This is a genomic window from Bacteroides mediterraneensis, from assembly GCF_025993685.1.
GTDB classification, from domain to species: Bacteria; Bacteroidota; Bacteroidia; order Bacteroidales; family Bacteroidaceae; genus Phocaeicola; species Phocaeicola mediterraneensis_A.
Window position 1 is genome coordinate 4,082,475 of the sequence record NZ_DAJPEN010000001.1, and the last position, 16,083, is coordinate 4,098,557.

At 38.6% G+C, this 16,083-nt stretch carries 11 protein-coding genes; 4 read left to right on the plus strand and 7 right to left on the minus strand.

Annotated elements, in window-relative coordinates:
- Positions 1-66 precede the first annotated feature (66 nt).
- From OIM59_RS17315 to OIM59_RS17325, 3 genes are read right to left on the minus strand one after another with little or no spacing between them, the layout of a single operon-like run.
- On the minus strand, positions 67-993 hold the full coding sequence (locus OIM59_RS17315; protein WP_303897865.1) for a response regulator: 927 nt from the start codon (positions 991-993) through the stop codon (positions 67-69).
- Positions 977-3,574: an ATP-binding protein gene (locus tag OIM59_RS17320; RefSeq protein WP_303897866.1), complete on the minus strand. Its 2,598-nt coding sequence runs from the start codon at positions 3,572-3,574 to the stop codon at positions 977-979. Before OIM59_RS17320 ends, OIM59_RS17315 begins: the two co-directional genes overlap by 17 nt.
- Entirely contained in the window at positions 3,565-4,779 is a 1,215-nt protein-coding gene (locus OIM59_RS17325) for a DNA cytosine methyltransferase (protein WP_303897867.1), read from the minus strand. Before OIM59_RS17325 ends, OIM59_RS17320 begins: the two co-directional genes overlap by 10 nt.
- 222 nt (positions 4,780-5,001) lie before the next feature.
- Between OIM59_RS17325 and OIM59_RS17330 the strand changes: the two genes are divergently transcribed.
- The 4 genes from OIM59_RS17330 to OIM59_RS17345 all read left to right on the plus strand — a co-directional run bounded on the left by OIM59_RS17330 (position 5,002) and on the right by OIM59_RS17345 (position 8,702).
- Positions 5,002-5,964 (plus strand): bacteriophage abortive infection AbiH family protein, encoded by a 963-nt coding sequence (locus OIM59_RS17330; RefSeq protein ID WP_303897868.1) that lies wholly within the window; start codon positions 5,002-5,004, stop codon positions 5,962-5,964.
- Positions 5,965-6,142: 178 nt separating this feature from the next.
- Positions 6,143-6,511, plus strand: a complete 369-nt coding sequence (locus OIM59_RS17335) for a hypothetical protein (RefSeq protein ID WP_303895024.1) — start codon at positions 6,143-6,145, stop codon at positions 6,509-6,511.
- Between the two features lies 1 nt (position 6,512).
- Positions 6,513-6,857 carry an IS66 family insertion sequence element accessory protein TnpB gene (tnpB, locus tag OIM59_RS17340; protein ID WP_303895021.1) on the plus strand — a complete coding sequence of 115 codons (345 nt, stop codon included), beginning with the start codon at positions 6,513-6,515 and terminating at the stop codon, positions 6,855-6,857.
- An 87-nt stretch (positions 6,858-6,944) separates the two neighbouring features.
- Complete coding sequence (locus OIM59_RS17345) at positions 6,945-8,702, plus strand: IS66 family transposase (protein ID WP_303895019.1); 1,758 nt, start codon at positions 6,945-6,947, stop codon at positions 8,700-8,702.
- Positions 8,703-8,872: 170 nt separating this feature from the next.
- Here OIM59_RS17345 and OIM59_RS17350 read toward each other — a convergent pair whose 3' ends face one another.
- From OIM59_RS17350 to OIM59_RS17365, 4 genes are all read right to left on the minus strand, one after another.
- A complete protein-coding gene (locus OIM59_RS17350; protein WP_303897869.1) occupies positions 8,873-12,796 on the minus strand; it encodes an Eco57I restriction-modification methylase domain-containing protein in 3,924 nt (1,307 codons plus the stop codon).
- Positions 12,793-13,827, minus strand: coding sequence for a restriction endonuclease subunit M (locus OIM59_RS17355; protein WP_303897871.1), 1,035 nt, complete (start codon positions 13,825-13,827; stop codon positions 12,793-12,795). The genes OIM59_RS17350 and OIM59_RS17355 overlap by 4 nt, the downstream gene beginning before the upstream one ends.
- Before the next feature lie 255 nt (positions 13,828-14,082).
- Entirely contained in the window at positions 14,083-15,285 is a 1,203-nt protein-coding gene (locus tag OIM59_RS17360) for a site-specific integrase (protein ID WP_303897873.1), read from the minus strand.
- Between the two features lie 4 nt (positions 15,286-15,289).
- Positions 15,290-16,057 (minus strand): hypothetical protein, encoded by a 768-nt coding sequence (locus OIM59_RS17365; protein WP_303897874.1) that lies wholly within the window; start codon positions 16,055-16,057, stop codon positions 15,290-15,292.
- Positions 16,058-16,083 lie beyond the last annotated feature (26 nt).

Below are 16,083 nucleotides of genomic sequence, written 5' to 3' on the forward strand. Positions count from 1 at the left end.
TTTTGCGCAAGGTTGCGTGGAGGTTTCCAAAAGCAAAGATAGTAAATTTAACTAAATATACAATTCCTAAAATTTTAAATTTTGAAATACTTTATGGTATTTAATAATATTTCTTCTAATATCAATAAATTTATTATCGTCAAAAACTTCCTCGCTACCTTTTTTGGTAACAAGAACTTCTTTTCCGTCTATCTTTTTACTTTCACAATGGGCTAATAAATTTCTTGTATCTATAATTTCTTTTTTGTAATTGTCAAGAAAATTTTCAACATCTACTCCCTCAGTTCTTATTATTTTATCTATAGTTCTAGCTTTTTTATAAGATTCAAAGAATAAACTACTTACAATTTCAACAATAGACTTATTTCTGATTTTATGAATACATTTTTTAGAACATTTATCATCTGTTTTCTTTAAGTTGTTTCTATAGTCCTCATCAAATCTATCCATAATCTCTTTAAATAAACTTTCTCTTTCTGGGATAGTTTTTCCATGTGGATCTGTAAAATATTTAATAATGATTTCTTCCATCATATGGTCTAATTCACTCACTTCTGCCATAACTAATCCGCGCATATTAGTTAGGTCTTGAGTTTTTTTGATTAATGTCCTGATTACTTCTTTGGCTTTATACTCAAAGTCCTCGTTATCTCTTCCTGAACAATATGCTCCGTCTATGCTATGTTTAGCTAATTCTGCTCTTACAGCTTCTTCCCCATCTGAAGAATAAAATAGAACTTCTGTGAATATTGATTTTTTTCGAATTGCTTCCATTAATGTCATAGCTGTTACACCGCCTGATAGTGTCATATCTGCTATGATTAAATCATAGTTTGCATAATCCAATGTTTCCAAATTTTTACCATCAATTTCATTCTGTGGTTCAATAAAGTTAAAGCTAAAATCCTCAACTATATCTTTAATGAAATCTTTTTTGGTATTATAAGATGCTTTATTATCTTCAAACCAAAGTATTTTATAATCTATTCTCATTTTCTATTATAATTATAAATTCAGCTTCTTTTTCTTTTCTATTGGCGATAATTTTCCATTTGTTTTCGTCTACAATATTTTTTATATGGTACAATCCCATTCCTGTACTTTTTGTTGTAGAAAATCCTCTTTCAAAAATATCATTAATATTACCAATATCTTTATTAAAAGGCTGATTTGAAATAAAATGCATTTGTAATATACCTTTGCTAACTTCAATTATTATCTCTAATAGATTTGCTTGAGCTTTTTTCGCATTACTCACCATGTTATCAACTATAATTGATATATCAATTGGAGCAAAACTCGTTATAAAAGCCATATTGGCTGAACTGCTAAAATTGATATTAATTCTACTCCCAGAGAATTGTTTAGTTATTTTATTGATATAATTCTTTAAGAATTCTATTATATCGTATTCTTTTTTTGTAGTAAAATCATCAAAAATATTTCTAATGCCGAATCTGGAAAAAGATATAATTTTACTGTTTTCTAATGATATGTTCTTAAGAAAGTCGATAACTTTATTATATGCAACTGGTTCATTTTTTACCAATCGTCTAGAAAACTGTGTTATCATGGCATTTATGTTATCTGCTACAACATTTGTTTGATGATGTAAATTTGTGACAGCTTCAAGATCTTGAGATGATAATGAAGTTATTATTTTAAGTTGCTCAGATTTCTTTTGCAAACGACTTTCTGCCTGTTCTTTAGCTAATTCTGCTTTTATTCTTTTTTCTGATTCTTCACGTTTCTTTTGTTCTGCTTCTTTGCGCAAGACTTCTTCTTCTCTTCGTTTTAATTCAGCCTCTTTGGCCTGTAAGAGTGCAGCAAGTTTTCGTTCTCGTTCTAATTCTCTTTGCTTTTCAGCTTCTTGTTTAGCCATTTCTGCTTTTTGGGCTAATTCTTCAGCTTTAATTCTTTTTTGTTCTTCCTCAAATGCTTTTTTTTCTGCTTTTTCTTTTTCTTTTTGAAGCTCTTCTATACGGCGTTTTGCTTCATCAATTGAGAATAACAAATTTGAATCATTTGTTTCTTCAGCAATTTTTTCAAGATCTTTAATAAACTGAGGCTTTATTGTGTGAATTAAATCATCTGAAGCTAAAATATTAGCTAAATCTGTGTTATAATATAAGATTTCTATGTTTTTATCTTTGACTAAGGTTTTTATTAATTGTATAAAGTCAATTTTACTACCTATGCTTGATGATAATATATAGTTAGGATTTTCTTCATCCTTATCAATATCTAATAACTCTTTTCTTTGTTGTAACGCTTCAACTTCATTTGCGAAATATTCTTTACGCAAAAATGCTTCACCCCATAGAACTCCAGATACATAACGTTCTAATCGTCTATGAGCAATATTAAATAACGTAAACAATTGTTTTGAAGTTTGTGTTTCTATTAAACCTCCATCACGACTTGAAACTTCTTTTAGTTCATTAATATTGTCTGTTACAACATCAACGCGACCAAATAGATCACGAGTCCCCAATCGGCGATTACGACCTTGTTGAGCACGATAATCTAGTCCCCAACTGTCATCACCGGTATTACCAAAAGGCATAATTCTAAACCCATTCCTAAATAGAAATATTGACCCGTAATTAACAGGCTCAATTCCCATTAATCTTGTAAAATTATTTTTAGCAGATCTGTTTAGAAAATATAAGTTTATATCTACATCTCTTAGTTTATTGAATTCAATGTTATGTTCCTTAATTTTATATATATCAACACCTCTATCAGATAATGTTGTCCAAATAAAATTACCTTCTAACTTTACATCTATTTGAGTCGTTTTTAGTTTTAAAATTTTAGAAATGCTATTTTTTAATATTCCATTAACAATGTCTCTGTCATATCCATTATTCCTTTTTATGTTATCATCTTCTTTTTTTTCATGCTCACAAATTATCTCAATTGTGAAATCATTTGTTTCTGATAATGGGTTGATTAATTTTTCTAATGAACGTTTTAAATCCAGGAGCCTTTTTCTGTTCCATGGGTTTTTCTCGTCATTAAGATGTGTGATCTCAAGAATTGTTCCTGTATCTTTATTTTCAGGAAAAGATAAAATTTTATCTTCTATTGAGCTGTGCTTTACGTTTATTTGAGCAAATTCTTTTTTTTGATCAATTTCAAACTCAGTCCAATCTACAATTATCGTTTCTGTTAATCTCGAACTCTCACTTTTTGTGGTTAATGTTAAAAGCCGTCCTAACCTATCACAGGAAAATCTACCTATACCTTTTGCTCCGGCATAATGACGTTTGATATTATCTCGATACGACTTTTGTTTATCGTGTTGATTATCTTCAGTTCCATCTTTTTTTGCAGAATATCCTAAAAAAAGCCATTTTTCTTTTAAGTCGTTAAAAGACATACCTTTCCCATTATCTGCAATGATGATTTTATCATTGCAAAAAGTTATTTCAACTTTTGTTGCATATGCATCATACGAATTTTTTACCAGCTCAAAGATGGCAATATTGTCATTAATTATAAGATCCTTACCTACAAGGTCTTTCAGTGCGGAGCTTACTTTAAATTGCATTTGTTCCATTAAATCCATTTTTTTAATACAATACCAGCTAATTCTGCAAACAAAGGTGGAATAGCATTACCTATTTGTGTATAACGAGGAACTTCTATTTTGCGCATTTCTCCTCCTGTTGTATATTTTTCTTTTATTTCATACCAATCTGGAAAAGATTGTATACGTGCACACTCGCGAACAGTCATGATTCTTGGTTCGCAATAATGTAAATAATCATCAGGATGTCCTGTTATAGTTGGTGAGATAGAATCTGCATCTAAAATGGTTATACTTCGCTGTTTAATGTTCCATTTTTTACGTTCATCTCCATCTATACGTTTACCTCTAACTCCACAATTAGCTAATAATTTTTTAAAACACTCTAATTTTTCTGAGGAGTGTTTCGCAAAGCTATGACTATCAGGTATATTGTGTGTTTCCGCATAATCAGTCCTTAAAAGCTTTTGGTAATATGACTCTTCTGCACCATATATGCCAGATTTAAATCCTTTTCTATCTGGGGTCGGAATTTCCCCATTAGATTGTAACAAATCAGAAATAGCTTCTTTAAGAGTCGTGCTTGCTGTTAGTCCCTTTGATTTTAGAAATTTATTTTTGTGAGATTCTAACATCTCTTCAAATTGATCTGGAGAACCTAGTGACTTCTGAATGCCAATCAAAATAAACCTATTTCGTCTTTGAGGTATTCCAAATTTTGAAAAATCTATAATATTGGACTTTACATTATATCCTAACATCTTAAGGCCGTCTATTACTTTTTGGGAATAAGGTATTGCCTCTTCATTCTTTTTTTTATCAAATGCATAAGTGAAGCCTTTTACATTCTCAAATAAAATAATTTTAGGTCTGACTAAATCAATAAATTTAATGTAAGAGAAGACGAGATTATTACGAATATCCTCTTCAACTCTCTTTCCTGCCATGGAAAATCCTTGACAAGGAGGTCCTCCTGCTACTAAATCGACTTTTCCTCTCAGTCCTTTTAATTCAATCTTGTAATTTTCTAACACCTCATTGATATCATGAGGTGTTTGAGGAAGCCATTTAGGCCAATTAAAATGTTTTTTCTTATTTATTAAATTTGCCTTTAATGTTTCAAAGGCAAAAGGATTCTTCTCAATGGCAAAAAGTCCATTCCACCCAGCTTGATATAGCCCAAGTGAGAGTCCTCCACATCCTGCGAATAAATCAATTACTGTATGTCCTTTTTTTTTTGCCATTCCTAGTTCAAACTTAAATTATTGATTTTTAAATAATTAAACAATATATTACACCTATTATAAATACAAAGATAACAAAAGTGTCGTTAAAAACGAAACATTATAAAGCTTTTTGTTCCTTTAATATATTCTTTATCATAAATTATTACATACAAAAAAATGTATGTAACTTTACCGAATACCTAATAATAGGCTATTATAGTTGCACCAATAATGTTTCTTATGAAAGATAGTATAGAAAATAACTCAATAGAGAATTTATATTTAATTGGAAATGGATTTGATATACACCATAAAATAAAATGTAGGTATTCAGATTTTCATGAATGGTTATATGAGAGTAACCCAATATTAGAAAACAGACTTTTTCAAGTTTACGATCTTCATCATGGTGACCTTTGGGCTTCGCTAGAAACTAATTTAGGAGAAATTACTACAGAATCAATATTAGAAGGATATGTCTATGGTCCGATGTTACTTTTTATTTCACAGGGCAATAATAAACCTATAGCATTAAGCATGGATGAGTATACAGAGAATGTTAGTGAAGTTGGTTATACGTTAAAGCGTTTGTATGATGATTTGCAAGTTGAATTTGCTAAATGGATACTTCAACTTGAAGATGCCATTCCAAAGTATAAGGTAAAAATTGAGAAGTCTAATACTCTATTTATTAATTTTAATTATACGCAAACATTGGAAAATGTGTATGGAGTTCAGCCATCAAATATATTGTATATTCATGGATGTGTAGCTACAAATGAGGATTTGATATTTGGTCATAATAAAACCTCTGAAAAACTATTGAAAGAATGGGACGAGAATAAATATTCAGAAGAGGAATTGGCTACTTTAATAGAAGCAGCTAATGAAATAGCTGTTTTATACAAGGATGTTAATGAGATAATTAGAAAGAATGCTTCTTTTTGGAAAAAGATTCAAAACATCAAAAGAATCCATGTATGGGGTCTTTCTTTATCTGAGATTGATGTACCTTATATCAAACATATTAATTCAATAATAAATTCAAAAGATGTATCTTGGGAGTTTAGTTGGTACTCAGACTCAGATAAAAAAAGAATTGTAGAGATAATTACTAATATAGGAATAACTCAATATTCTTTAGTAAAATTAGAGGATTTAATTTGCATCACGCATAAACAATTGCAACTGTTTGATTATTAAATATGGGAATTAAATAACACCTCATTATAATAATAAAATGATATCAGGACTTTCATTCTTCTCATGATAAGCAGAAGTCTATTATTGATATTAATAGACTGTAAGCATACTATTTTCCGCCTTGACGCACATTATTCACAACCCTACCTTTGCGCCGTAACCTTTAACAATAATGATTATGGCAAAAGAGAAAGTAAACTACCAAGAGGTATATGACCTCTACCAGTTATGCAGCGAGACCAAGGATCTTCGGGAGTTCTGTGCGGATTATGGAGTAAATTACGACAAGTTCATGAACTGGCAGCGTCACCAGCTGTGGAGTGAGAAGTTAGGTAAGGCAGTTCAGACTGAACAACCCAAGGTTGCCAAAGTCCAGATAACCGGCAAGCCTTGCAACAGTCCAACCGTGAAGATGGAAGTGAAACAGCCTGAAGGCGAACCGCCAATAAAATGGGTTAAGTTACAACTGACATCCGGCGCAACACTGTTTCTAAGAAATACCACCGTTCTTGACCTGAGTCTGTTGCTTAATAAAATGATAGGATGATATGCTTGGACTGAGTGCTAACCTGAACTATTACCTGTTCAACGGTAATGTGGATTTACGGAAAGGTATCTTCCGTCTGTGTGAGAGTATAAGGGAAGAGATATCACTCGATCCGAGTGATACATCCAATGTATATATGTTCATGTCCCGTAACCGCAAGGTCGTGAAGATACTTCATTACGAACGCGGTTTTTATGTGCTTTATGAGAAACGTCCAGTCATGGGTAGATTCAAGAAACCTGTATTTGATGAGGTCTCCAAATGCTACCGGATACAATGGTCGGATATGGCCTATCTTACGGAAAGCATAGTGGTTGACAAGATGTACGTTAGTCCGAAATATTAATATTAATACACTGATTATCAATAAAATAATATAAAAATAAACGGTAAAAAGTTTGCGTAACTGCCTGATTTTTCGTACCTTTATATCATGATTGATGAAAGAGCATACGAGTTACTTTGCTGCCAGCTGGGTCTGGCAAATGAGGAAAAGGCAGGGCTTCGCAAACAGGTAAACGAACTGATTGCGAGGCTTAAGGCTATTGAAGAATCAAACAAAGAGAACTCCAAGGCTCTGGTTGATACAATCAATGAGTTGTCCGCAACAGTCGAAAACTATCGAAAAGAAATGGAACTTATGAGAAAGCAGCTTGAGGCAAAAGACGAGGTGAACATGATGCTGGCAAATGAGGTTTCCAATCTCAGGCTTCAGCTTGAGGACAGCAGGAAACATCGTTTCGGCCGTACCTCCGAACAAAGAAGGCTGCTGAACAACCGTAACATTGACAAGTCGGCAATGGAGAAGTCCGAGTATGACGGCTCTGATAAGAAAGATGATAATAATAAGGCAGATGGTAACGGTACTGGCAGCAATACCTCTTCCGGTAACGTACCTGCACAGAACTGCAGGCCTTCAAGGAAAAAGGAAACAGCTCCCCGTGCAGAAAAGACCAGGCTGAAGGTGGATAAGGTAGTTGTTCATGAAATAGAAGATTATTACCAACTCCCGGATGGTGCAAGGCTTATGAACCGTAACGGAATGGCTGATGTGTGGGAATACAGGGTCATAGAACATGTAAGGGCTCATAATGTGGAGCATGTGTACAAGGTGGCGAGGGTAAAGCTTGCCGACGGCACTTTCACAAGCACGATGGAGCATCCGCTGAAAAACCTTGGAGGAATCTTCTCTCCTGAACTGCTTGTCCGCCTGCTTTGTCTGAAATATGACTTCAGCATGCCTGAAAATAGACAGATAAGGCTGCTTGCAAGAGAAGGTATCCATATAAGCAACACCACGCTGAACAGCTATATCCATAACGGAATCGCCAAACTAAAGGAATTTATCGGAGATGCATTCAAGGAGTTTGTACAGAGGGCAAAATACCTTATGGTTGATGAGACTACCGAACTCGTTGGAGTTGAAACACCGGAAGGTAAGGCTTACAGGAGAAAGTACTTATGGGCTTTCTTTGCAAAGCATATAAAGATGGTCTATTATCACTATAACAACGGCAGCAGGTCTTCCGATACGGCAAAGTCGTTCCTGGAATATTTTATGGGAACCATATCCACTGACGGATATACGGTTTACAGGATGTTTGACGGAGAAGCCTCAAAGGTGCTTCACATAGGATGCTGGACGCACTGCAGGAGGTTGTGGGTTGATGCCTTGCCTTCAGACAGGACGGCGATGGACATAATAAATCCTATCGGTGATATGTTCAGAAATGAAGACCTGTTCCGTATGATGAAACTCAGCGGCGAGCAGATTAAGGAAAAAAGACTTAAGCTTACGGGACCGATTCTTGAGCGTATCCATCATAAGGTGGTCATGATGATGCAGGATACCAAAATCATGGCAAACGAACTGATGAGAAAGGCCGTGAACTATACGTTAAACCAGTGGAAGTCCTTGAGAAATATCCTCAAGGACGGTTCAGCGGAAATATCCAACAATCTCTGTGAGCAAAGAATGAAACCTGTAAAGCTGCTGCTCAAGAACTGTATGAATATAGGAAGTGAGGCAGCCGCAGAAAACTCGGCATTCATCTTCTCTCTGATAGAAAGCTGCAAACTTAATGACATAGATCCTCAGGATTACCTGAAGCACTTGTTTGAATGTATTCTTCATGGTAATAACTGCGACAGGAAGGCTCTTCTGCCATGTTTTTATAAACCGGAATGTTAAAACAAAAATATTTTCTTACGGACTTTTTTATTTTATCGGCTGAAAAACAGCCGATAAAATTGTCGTGGCGGAAAATAGAATGGTTACTAATAGACTTCTATTTATCAATTTTATTGTTTAGCGTTTTTTGAGAACAAAGAATACAATAGATCTTTCTGATTTGTTCACCGCTATTGCATTGTTTTTATCATTTTTTCTATAAAAGCTATTTCTTCTGTTGATAAATCATACTTGATATACAACTGTTTGTCTATATCAGAAATATTATCATTCCAATTAATATCAGATCTTCCTGTAAAATCTTGCAATGGAATAAACTTAAACTTATCAGGAGAAAGATTTATAGAAGATACTGCCAGCATTAATAAAAATCTGGCAAAACGAGTTTGAATATATTTATATTCATTTTCAACAATAGACTTATCTTCCGAAGCACCAATAATCAAATAGGAATCTGTACAAACATCATTTGGCCCTATAATTTCTGTCCTTGAAACGATTCTGAATTGGCCGTTTTTATCAGGCTCACCAGCATGCTCTGCTGTTACTTTGCTCATAAGAATCTTGTATTTAGAAAGTAGTTGATTTGAAGCTAAAACAGCAGTTTTAGGAAGCCATGATACCCCTTCGCTTGATATTAAACGAAGATCTCCAGATTTATCGCCTCTAATATTTGATGATAAGCCAAATGGATTACGTGTGCTTACTATGGAGGCAAAGGTTTTATCTGATTGACATTTCTGAATTATATGGATAGCTGGATTATAGCGGATGAATACTGCAAACTGATCTAATGGGCGTGATACAGTATCACGTAATAATCCTTGGACAGTTGTAATCGAACAATCTCCATGGTGATTAGCATCCCATAATATGTAATTTACACCTCCACCAATACTTGATGTTGGGAAACAATCCTTTGCATTTATATAATCGAAAATATAACGAATTCGTTTATCAGACAACATATTCGCTCTAAATGAGTCCAACCCTTTACCTCCCGCAAACCATCTAGAAGGCATAATCATAGAAATGTATGTTGGATTTATGAGTTTAGCTATTTCAACAAATAAGTTATAAACAGGTTTTGCACTGACGCCAGCACCTCCATCCATAATTTGATATGGTGGATTTCCCACTATCGCATTGAATTTCATATTGTCATTATCTATGGCTTTCCAATAAGAACGACCTTTGGCAACTTTGGCTATAAAGTTTTCCGGCTTGTTCTTAATCTGGTTGATTAAATCTTCAAAATATCTTGTATTTACTTTAGCTTTACGGAATCCAACAAGCGTACGTTTAGTAATACTCTTTGCCATCGGTGTCTTGCAGATAACAAAGATGTTCTCCGCTATTACCTTGTTCCATACAGCTTGCTGCTCCTCTACTGTTTCTACAGAAAAAAGAGAAGCCCTTACCCTTGCCCGGTAAATGCCGTATGCCATATAAAGCGGATAAAGTCCGGATTTGGAATTGATTTCCAGAATACGGGATTCAGGAGAAAATACTTCTGCGGTAACTTCTCCTTTGTCTATAAACCGTGGTTCAGAAATCACATTCTGATACTCCGCGTCATAGAAGTTATAGCCTCCCAGACAGTCGCCGAGGTGCATGTTTACTACACGCCACGGAGTAAGCACGGTTTCCTTGTCCGGATTGCGAAAAGTGCTGAAAATATCCGTAATACGTTCGATTCGTTCCTCAATACTCAGTTTGTCCGCAGCACGGGCCATCGCGCGGATTCGTTTTCCGGCGGCACAGAATATTTCCGGATCATAGTATTTTTTGAAGCTGTTGAATTTCTGCTTGGTCACTCCCTTGGGCATGAACTCTTCCCATGACTGCGGGTCAATGAGTGAGGCGAAATTATCAATCGTGATTTCCTGATTCTCATCACTCAGTTCCGCACCATAAATCAACAGGGGCATACGGATGGATATGCCACGGAGTATGGAAATTGCCGCTTCTCTGTTCTTGGTTTTCTTTTTCAGTTCTTCCAGCCGTTTCAGTTCTTCCTCCGTAAGTTCCTTCTTGGGTTTCTTTTCCAGCTTCTCCTTTTCCTCGTATTCCTCATTGTTCAGTCCCTGACTGTTGATGTCCACCTGGTTGGTCTTGGGCATGGCTTTGGTCTGGCCGATAATCTTTTTCAGGTCATCGAACTCCTGCAGTTCCAGATCATCCAGCTTCATCAGTTCATCATTATACAGGCTGTTGTTCTCAAACCCGTTACGGACGACACGTTCCACATATACCCGTTTCAACTGTTCCAACATACGGGGTACATCAAAGCGGTTCATCTGTGAGCCATCAATGGATATGATGGGACAGAAATTGATAAACTCACCCATAGCCTTACGGTCGCTTTGTGAAGTTTTTCCGGCTTTGGACGATATTTTGGCTGTTTCGGCAATCACTTTCAGGGTACGGTCAGGGGCAAAATCAAAAACGTAGCACTGCTCCTTTATCCGTCCATTGATGGTGGCCGGTGTCTGTACGCGGAAGATGGTCTGCATATAACTGGATGCGGCTGTATTATAGGAACCGGACAGCATGAATACGGCAGTCCATGCCTTTACACTTACTCCGGTCGTCAACCGTCCGCAAGAAAGGGTAATGGTCCGTGTGGCATCCGGATCTTTTCCGATAGCCTGTTCCACAGCTTCCAGGGCATCACGGCTTTCTTCATCCTGATCACCGTCACCGGCTACATTGACCACCTTGAAATGCTGGAACACCGGATGTGTCTGGAGCATGGCACTCAATGCCCTTGCTTCCTTCACGCCGGACACCATCCAAAGGGTATGGCGGAAAATATTCCTATATTCCTCGTTGGCATATGGATAAAGGCTGTCCTTGTCCTCCTTGGTAAGAAGATTCAGAAAAGCCCGCACATCTTTTTCATGACAGAAACCGCCAGCCTCATTGACCCGGAAGAATTCCCTGAAGTTAAAGGCGACATCTTCATCTACAAATTCATGAAGCAGCCGTCCCAAATCGTAGGTATAGATATTGAGTGTAGGCAGTGAGGCATACGGATTGGGGTCACCAAAATGGAGTTCGTCCCAGTTCGTCTTGGCCCGCTGTTCCATCACATAGTCCCATGTATATATTTCATCCTCTTTGAAATCATCCAGCAGGTTGAATGGAGTACCTGACAGGCGCAATACTTTGGTCTGTTCCTTGACCAGCTCTCCCATAACCGCTTTACCCAGTTCGGTCTGGGTGCCTTCGTGCGCTTCATCAACGATAATCAGGTCCCAATCGGTAGCAAATACTTCGTTGTTTTTGTCGAAGTTGCCACCCACAAGTTCAGAGCCACGCAAATCCTGCATGGATGCAAAATAAACATAATGCAATCCGTGGCTTTCTGCCCGCCATTCAAGACTGCTGTAACTTTCTCCGTTGTTCTTGGAACCGTATGCAAAATCCTTGTGGTCGTAAAATATCTTACCGAAATCCTCAAACCATCCGGCATCCACCACAGGGCGATGAGTCAGAATCAGGGTACGCTGAAACTCCATATCCTTGACAACTTGCAGAGCAGAAAGGGTCTTTCCGAAACGCATCTTTGCATTCCAAAGCATCTGGTTGCCTTTCTTAAACTGTTTCTTGGTCTTGCTGATGGCTTCCTGCTGTTCCGGCCGGAATACAATCGGGGAATATTCACGGGTAACTTCCGCTGATGAAAGGGAGCTCCGACCTTCCTTGACAGCCGCAATGGCACGCTTGACGGTTTCCAGATCGGTGATGAACCATTCATTGGCTTTGTTGACTGTATCGAAGACTTTCTTTTTGATACCGGAGCGTTCCAGAACATTGTGTACCTCTTTGTCGTTGAATGAACGGAGTCCGCCACGGTTGTAAACAGTCAGTTCCGTATAAAGCAGATCGTATGCGATGCCTGCCGTCTGTGTGTACTGGTTGATACGCTTTCTTGCCGCTTCATTGAGCGCCTTGCTGTTAGGAGACAGACCGAACACGTTTTCATCCTCACAGGTTGCCTCGCCAATCTTCAGGCATCCATGGTGCGCCGTATCATTGATACGGAACACATAGATCAGTTTTAGTTTCAGGGACGATGTGAATCTCATGCTTCTTCATTTATGAGGTCGATAAATCGGATTCGTTTCCCCTTTTTGCCAGTTGCCTTGTCTGTAGCCCACCAGTCCTTAATAATGCAGTAAATTCCGTTGTGCTTGGTCAGGTCATTTTTCAGACAGCCCTCGCACGGCTCACGTCTTTCAATCGTACCGAACAGACTTGGTTCCATCCGCACACGTTCTCCGCAACTGTCCGGAACAACACCTTTCAGTCCGTCCATCTGCCATACATTCCAGGAGATGATATAGGCTATATGGTTGATGGATTTAATTTGCGGATCTTTACCGAACTTGTTCCGGTAATATTCGATGAAGGATAAAAGAAGGGCTTCACGGGCAAGAAGAAGACTGTCACCCTGCCATTCATAGGCATAGATGCTTCTGTAAGCATCCTTGGCTGCCTCCAGCCATTCACGCGTTGTAGCAGTATTCTCACTGACAATACGGAGCTTACGGTCAAGCAGGCCGATACGTTTCTCCACGGGAATGAATGTTCCGGTAGTCGTATCATACCTGCTTACCAGATAAGGAGCTTCTCCACAGGTGATTTCCAACCGGTTTTCCCGTACATAGTCTTTCCATGTCCTGCCTTCAGGAAAAGCAATCTTATCCGGATTGATTTCCCATGAATGTGTACCGTCTTGATATGTCACTTCATGGTTAAATACATCCTTTCTGCCAAACCAAGCCTCGTCAATAAGGTTGTTCTGGGCATTACATATCCAGGACGGAGTAAATACCTCCGCCATTTCCCGGGAACGTGTGCTTTGGGTATCCCTGTGTTTCAAAACACGGGGCATGACCACATGACCGTTCTCTCTGGTTATCAGCTCCGGAAGAATCTGCGATCCGTATTCATAACCTCTGCCGAGCGGTTCATAATCGGAAGTAGCCCAGAATATGTTACACTGTTTTCCTTCCTTACTCGTTGTATGATCTTTGAGTAAGGTATTCAGTAAGTCGGGTGAAAGTTCTTTCAGCCTGTTCTCCTGTATGTCGGCTTCTCCGGTTGTTCTCTCCATCTTCTTTCTGTGCGTAAAGGGGATGAGAAAGTCCCGGTGTCTGCGTCTTTCTTAGACAGAGGGAGATTTCAGGCTATAAGGCTGATTTGCTGATGAATTATATGTAGGATTGCTAAACAACAGTTGAAATTCAATGATTTCCGGATGAAATTCCAACGGCCGGAATTGCAGGGTTTTCAATAAAATGTATAACTTTGCGCAAGAGTGAGTCCCTCTGTCTAAGAAATGAATGCTTTTGCTAAACGTTCTCCAATCCTACAGACCTTTCAGAATTTGTGCATTGGCTTTGTCCACTACGGAATTGTCCAATGAAGCCAGATAAATTTGTGTGGTCGCTTCGGAATCATGTCCCATTCCTTCACTTATAACCGAAATCGGAATGTTCTTGCCTTTGGCTGCGCTTGCCCATGAATGACGGGCACAGTACATACTCAGAGGAACGGGAATATCGACCTGTCTGGCTATTTCTTTCAGGTTCCGGTTTATTCCGGACATGACATTCCTGTAATGCTTGTGCGTATCCTTAAAAGGATATTTTAATACCGGCAAAAGATAAGGACTGAGACTGTCTTCCGGATATTTGCCGACAATCTCCTGCATACATTTCTCCCACCTGATAACCAGCTGCTGCCCGGTCTTTCGTCTGCGATACGATAAAAATCCGTTCTGAAGATTTTTCTTTTTCAGGTGAGCCATATCTATGAACGACATGCCACGGGTATAGAAACTGAACAGGAACATGTCCCTTGCAAATTCCAGATTAGGCTGTAAGGACAGATCCAGATTCTTCATACGTTTGATGGCTGATAAGGGAACGGCACGCTTGACGGTCTTGTCCACTCCCGTATAGACGTGCCTGAAAGGATTGCGCTGTTCCACCAGTTCCTTTTCCAAGGCACGGTTATACACCGCCCGAAGAATACGCACGTAGAATGAACTGGTATTCCGTACGGCACCTTTTCCATGAAGATAGGCTTCATAAAGCTGCATCAAATCCGAATCGATTTCAGACAACAGAATATCCCTGTCTCCTTTGAACTGCATGAAACTTTTCAGAGTACAGGAATAATTTTCAGCCGTGCGTATCTTGCCCATCTGTTTGAGACGGGCTATGATACCCTGCATGAAGTTGAAAAATGACTGTCCCTCTGTATTGTTTTGAAAAGAAGCAACAATATCATCTGCCGTATATCCGGCTTTCCGGTTATTCAGTTGACGGATAATCATGTCCAGCCGCTTCAGATCCCATTCCATGCGTTCCTGCAAGGAAAGAAGCAGATTGCTTCGTTCCGAACTACCGACAATGATACAGCTTCCAGCTTCGTTCCATTCAGCTGTAAATATCCGGTAATCCGTCTTTAACTGACGGATTACACGGTTCTGGATAATCTGATAATAGATGGTTCCTTCCTTTCCCTCTATGGTGGAAGGTCTGAATTTCACTTTGACACTGGCCATGGGCTTACTTTTTAGGTTCGTCCGTAATAGACTTGTCCTTGATGGACTTCGCCTTGCTGTCCAGTTCTCTCGCGGCCTGTTCTTTCAGCCGTGCCTGCTCGGTCAGGGTGGCCTGTCTCCGTACCGCCTCCTCGTAGGCTTCCACATCCTCACGCATCTGTTCTATCCGTCCGTTATCCCGGTTCGGTCCAAAGAGTTTCTCAAGTTCCACGAGTTGTTCGGGGGTAGCCTCTCCTTTCATCTTGACATAACGGTACTTCAGATCATTATCGGCCTGCTCGTTATCTGTTCTTGCCGAAAAATAGAGCGCCACGGACAGGGCCACGATTGCCGCGAACATCACGGAAAAACTTCCAAAGATGTACGGGGATTTTATGCTCAGGCTAAAATGATGGTTGATGTTGCTTGTCTTAACGGCATTCTTTCTGATTGTGTCATTGGTCTCACAAAACAGGGTTTCCACTTTCTCCTGGTTCTGCCGCTGTTCATTACGTATTTCTGACAAGACCTGTCCAAACCTTTCCTGTGACGAGTTTTTCCTGTCCATGGAAACCATATCGTTCTTGATGGCGGCAAGACCTTCGTACACGCGAGCCAACAATTTGCGAAATGTCTCATGACCATTCCGGACTTCATTCAGCACGGACTCATCCTGTTTATTATTAACTGTCGGGGTGTTGCCTTCCGGCAAGGTAACGGACAACCCGTTGATTTTGTTCTCGATTCTTTCCAGGCATCCGAAGATGCTCTCGATATATTCTTCCAATTTCATATTCCTGCAATTTTAATGTTCATGAA